Annotated in this window: 2 protein-coding genes and 2 pseudogenes; 1 reads left to right on the top strand and 3 read right to left on the bottom strand. The window is 40.7% G+C overall.

Going from position 1 to position 3,886, the window contains the following annotated elements:
* Positions 1-217: 217 nt before the first annotated feature.
* Positions 218-1,768, bottom strand: a complete 1,551-nt coding sequence (locus PSE7429_RS21210; protein ID WP_009629423.1) for an AAA family ATPase — start codon at positions 1,766-1,768, stop codon at positions 218-220.
* Between the two features lie 223 nt (positions 1,769-1,991).
* On the opposite strand from PSE7429_RS21210, the pseudogene PSE7429_RS28075 reads away from it, so the two are divergent.
* A pseudogene (locus PSE7429_RS28075) lies at positions 1,992-2,256 on the top strand (transposase); the annotation flags it as partial.
* Between the two features lie 885 nt (positions 2,257-3,141).
* On the opposite strand, the gene PSE7429_RS21200 reads toward PSE7429_RS28075, so the two are convergent.
* Together PSE7429_RS21200 and PSE7429_RS21195 are read right to left on the bottom strand one after the other, a co-directional pair.
* On the bottom strand, positions 3,142-3,621 hold the full coding sequence (locus tag PSE7429_RS21200) for an SMI1/KNR4 family protein (RefSeq protein WP_040690049.1): 480 nt from the start codon (positions 3,619-3,621) through the stop codon (positions 3,142-3,144).
* A gap of 42 nt (positions 3,622-3,663) precedes the next feature.
* Positions 3,664-3,886 (bottom strand): annotated as a pseudogene (locus PSE7429_RS21195) (hypothetical protein); the annotation flags it as partial.

Below are 3,886 nucleotides of genomic sequence, written 5' to 3'. Positions count from 1 at the left end.
TGGAATTGTTGTAATGCGAGGGCAATCTCTTCTGGGCTAATGCTTATGTTGGCGATCTCGCGATCTATGGTTTGTTCCCGTTGAAAGTTTGGTAGTAGGCGATAGGTGGCTAGTAAGGACAATATGCTTTCGATCTCGATTTTATCTATCGTCAACTGGGCTCTCATATTTCTAATCTCATATTTCTCAAATGTTAAAATGTTGATAAGTTAGGTGTCTATCCCCAAATCACAATGATTTCCCGTCCTGCGGGACTAATCACATTTTCAGTGGTGGTGCGATCGCTTAGTGATGGTAACCCAGAACGGCGATCAAAAATCACTAACCATCCTGTATCCAAGCTCAATCCTGATAAATATTTATCTAACTGCTTTAATCCTTCCTTGAGTGGATCTGGTCTTTTATCAGCCCAAACTTTCAACTCCATTCCCAAAGTTACCTTACCATAGCGCAAACAGATATCCATTCTTCCTGAACCGATCGCATATTCTCTTTCCAGCGTCCCAGCACCATTCACAACTCGGTGTAGAAATGCCATCAGCACCAGATGGGGCGCAATCTCTGGATAATTAGCACTCTTAAATAATGGTTCACCATGTTGTCGCCAAAAAACTAGAAAAGCATTAAGTAGGACTTCAGCATTGAGACTTCCATCAACATTCAGCCAGCTAGGTTGAATCATCGGCAGACTATCCTGCACTCCTTGAGATAAAACTCTGGGAATAACTTCTTGATAAATCGGATTAGCAATCTTCAAACCGCCTTCCTGACTTCGCACCACTAAACCTAAGTCCAACAAGTAACGCCGATCATCATCGGTCGTGTCTCCTAACTCTAATCCAGATAAAATGGGTTGAATTATTGCTCTTACCCGATCTTCCCGTAATCTTTCGGCAAGGCTATCTAAATGCGTATCCTGTCTTTTAATCAAGATTTCTTTCGCTTGATTCACCAAATCAGGAGTAATCGGAATTGCAGGATCTTTCGTAATATATTCCACAATTTCTTTAGCGATCGCATTGACTAACCATGGCTGACCCTGAGTCAAATGAAAAGCCAAATCAACTGCTTCAGGCGTAAATATTTGACCCGTCGCATCTGTATGTTGGTGATAGAGTTTTCTTACGTCCTCAAGGGTAAAGTTACTCAAGGTAAAGGAGCGGACTTTGATGTTAAAAGGACTAGAAGTATTCAGGCGATCGCTTCCTCCTGACGCATACTTATAATCCCGCACATCACGCATCCCCACCAGTGCTAATGACTGCGGAAATCCCTGTGGACGATTGGGAAAGCCTGAGCGAATCTGGCGCAGCACGGAAACTAGAGTCTTATCACTGAGGGCATCAATCTCGTCTAAAAATACCACTAAAGGGCGTAATGACTTTCTAGACCATGTACTCAAAAACGAGCCAATCTGACGACCAGCTTCTCCCGTAGTCCAATCTGGCGGCTGCAACTCAGGAGGCAAGCGAAATTGTGCCGAGTCTTTCCACTCATCTAAAATTGCTTTTTCCGCTAAATCAGGCTCATCCGAAAAAACTGCCCCCACCTCTAAGGAAAGCATCACCGCCGTATATTGACCACTAGCCGTTAACTCTTGGGCAAGTGCCAGCATTGCTGTAGTCTTACCTACCTGCCTTGGCGCATGAATTACGAAATAGTTTTCTTGAGCAATTAATTGTTTGATTTCAGGCAAGCGCTCTGTAGCCGACAACATGTAATGAATATCAGCTTTACAAGGACCAGCAGTATTAAACCATTTTGGCATAACGACAACTAACTAACGGGCAAATACCCCTTCAATATATATCAACGCGCCAAGCAAACCCCCTCAAACCTCGAAAACGTTTTGGTGTTGCCATTTTGGGAATTGCTATTAGAGAGACTAAGAAAAAAATAAAAATTATCACATGACAATTAGATAGGTGGTGCGCTAGGTTTCGTTTATACGTTACAAGATTATGCGATCGGGGTTACTTAACAATTCCATCCAGCGCACTAAAGTAGATTTTGCTCATCAGATGAAAGCTTTAGTGGACATTCATCGTCCCGATGCCGAGCTTATTCGAGTAGTACTGGATAATCTCAACACGCATCATCCTGCCACTCTCTACGAAAACTTCTCGCCTGAGGAAGCCAACTGAATCCTCAAGAAACTTGAATTTCATTACACTCCCAAACATGCTAGTTGGCTCAATCAAGTTGAGATTGAATTCTCTGTGCTATCTCGTCAGTGTCTTGACCGTCGCATCGCTACAAAAGAGGAGTTGTCAGACCAGATTATCATTTGGAAAGACCAGCGCAATGCGCAGAAAGCTACAGTTAACTGGCGCTTCGCAAGTTCCGATGCAAGGTTCAAATTGAAGTATTTATACTCATCCATAGAACCTAGCAAAGTTGACTTGGCAGACTACTAGAAAGCGATCGCTCTCAAACAACAAACTCCCGATCGCTTAAATCATCATCTCAAAATCTGTGATCGCCTTTACAATGACAAATCCCAACAAGCGATCGCTACTAAATCTAAAAAATATTGATCGCCTACTCATGGCTAGAAAGCGATCGCTCTCAAACGATAAACTCCCGATCGCTTAAAACATCATCTAAAAATCCGTGATCGCCTTTACAATGAAAAAAAGCGATTGCTATCAAACAATAAACTCCCGATCGCTTAAAACATCATCTCAAAATTCCTGATAGTTCTCAAATGAAAAAGCGATCGCTCCTAAAATCTAAAAAATACCGATCGCCTACTCATGGCTAGAAAGCGATCGCTCTCAAACAAGACATTCCCGATCGCCTAAAATATCATCTCAAAATCTCTGATCGCTCTCAAATCAAAAAGCGATCGCTCTCAAACAACAAACTCCCGATCGCCTAAAATATCATCTCAAAATCTCCGATCACTCTCAAATCAAAAAGCGATCGCTCTCAAACAAGACATTCCCGATCGCTTAAATCATCATCTCAAAATCTGTGATCGCCTTTACAATCAAAAAAACAACAAGCGATCGCTACTAAATCTAAAAAAACACCGATCGCCTACTCATTGCTAGAAAGCGATCGCTATCAAACAAGAAACTACCCATCGCCTAAAACATCATCTAAAAATCTCCGATCGCCTACTCATTCTTAATTTGTCTACTCAAATTTCAGTTCCCAACTAGGCTGATTAGGATTATACTTTCTATGGATTTCTTCTTCTAATTTTTCATTAGTACAAATAACTTCTTCATTATCATCTATATCGTAAACCCCAGTAATATAACACTCATAAATTGACTTGACAAAACTTTCAATACTTTCATAATTTGGTCCAAAACTCCAATCTTCAGATGCCCATAAATATATTAGTTCAGAACTGGACGTTTGATCTGTGGCTCCTTTAGTAAAAAAATAGCTTTCACCATTATTACTAATTATTGGAAACCATTTTGGATTGAGCTTTTCATCATCAAAGTCGCAATCCCATTTGAGCTTCATCAAAAAATGATAGTCCTCTAAACAAATATTTAGAGGAGAGAAAAATCTGATATAGGAATCAAATCTAAGATCATCAGTTATAACAGAAATATCCAGTCCATTATGCCATTGATAGAGTATATAAAACTCTTCGGACAAGCGGAATGGGAGATCTGCAACTACATCATCAATGGGAGCATCTCAATTAGGCACTGAGTAAATATACTTAGGGGCATAGAAGTAGCCATTGAGATAAGCACAACGATGTTTCAAAACTTGAGCAACATTTTGCTGATTCCACTGAGCACCCGAAATCTTGACCCGACGACCAATTTTGTTTAATTGTCGATTCAACTGAGCCAGAGCCAATGTTAATTCCCTGTTTTTGTAGGTAACCATACTCAGGTATACGATGGCGATGATT

Source organism: Pseudanabaena biceps PCC 7429, from assembly GCF_000332215.1.
Lineage (GTDB): Bacteria > Cyanobacteriota > Cyanobacteriia > Pseudanabaenales > Pseudanabaenaceae > Pseudanabaena > Pseudanabaena biceps.
This window is presented reverse-complemented; position numbering and strand designations above follow the sequence as displayed.

Bases quoted from the DNA above. Each gene is read 5' to 3' on its own strand.
- PSE7429_RS21210 (WP_009629423.1), bottom strand. From the start codon at position 1,768: ATGCCAAAATGGTTTAATACTGCTGGTCCTTGTAAAGCTGATATTCAT.